The 682-nt window shown below is 60.9% G+C and carries 1 protein-coding gene; it reads left to right on the top strand.

Features of this window, described 5'->3' with window-relative positions:
• A partial coding sequence (locus Q1A87_RS23635) for an IS3 family transposase (protein WP_299657306.1) occupies positions 1-682 on the top strand: 682 nt, incomplete at both ends.

The raw sequence follows: 682 nt of genomic DNA, 5'->3' as shown, positions 1-682 counted from the left end.
GACCAGGCGGCCGTCGCAAGACGGATCAAGGAGATCGCGGAGACACGTGTGCGCTACGGCTACCGCCGCGTGCATGTGCTGCTACGCCGGGAAGGCTGGGAGATCAACATGAAGAAGACCCGCAGGATTTACAACGAGTTGGGCCTGCAACTCCGGAACAAGCACCCGAAGCGACGGGTGAAGGCGAAGCTGCGCGAAGACCGTCAGGAAGCTACTGGCCCGAACGATGTCTGGGCGATGGATTTCGTCCATGACCAGCTCGCCATGGGCAAGAAGCTCCGCATCCTGACGGTGGTCGATACCCATTCCAGGCTCTGTCCAGCGGCTGATCCGCGGTTCGCCTACCGTGGCGAGGACGTTGTCCAAACCCTGGAACGGGTCTGTGCCAAGGTCGGCTACCCGAAGACGATCAGGGTCGACAACGGCAGCGAGTTCATCTCCCGGGATCTCGACCTCTGGGCCTATGCCAACGACGTCACGCTGGACTTCTCCCGGCCTGGAAAACCGACCGACAACGGCTTCATTGAGGCATTCAACAGCAAGCTGAGATCGGAGTGTCTGAACGCCCACTGGTTCATGAGCCTTGCCGATGCCCGCGAAAAGCTGGAGGATTGGCGCAGAGACTACAACGAGGTCAGGCCCCACAGCGCGATCGGATACAACGTCCCGATCGCCCTGCATT

This window comes from uncultured Jannaschia sp., assembly GCF_947494055.1.
Taxonomy (GTDB): Bacteria; Pseudomonadota; Alphaproteobacteria; order Rhodobacterales; family Rhodobacteraceae; genus Jannaschia.
This window is presented reverse-complemented; position numbering and strand designations above follow the sequence as displayed.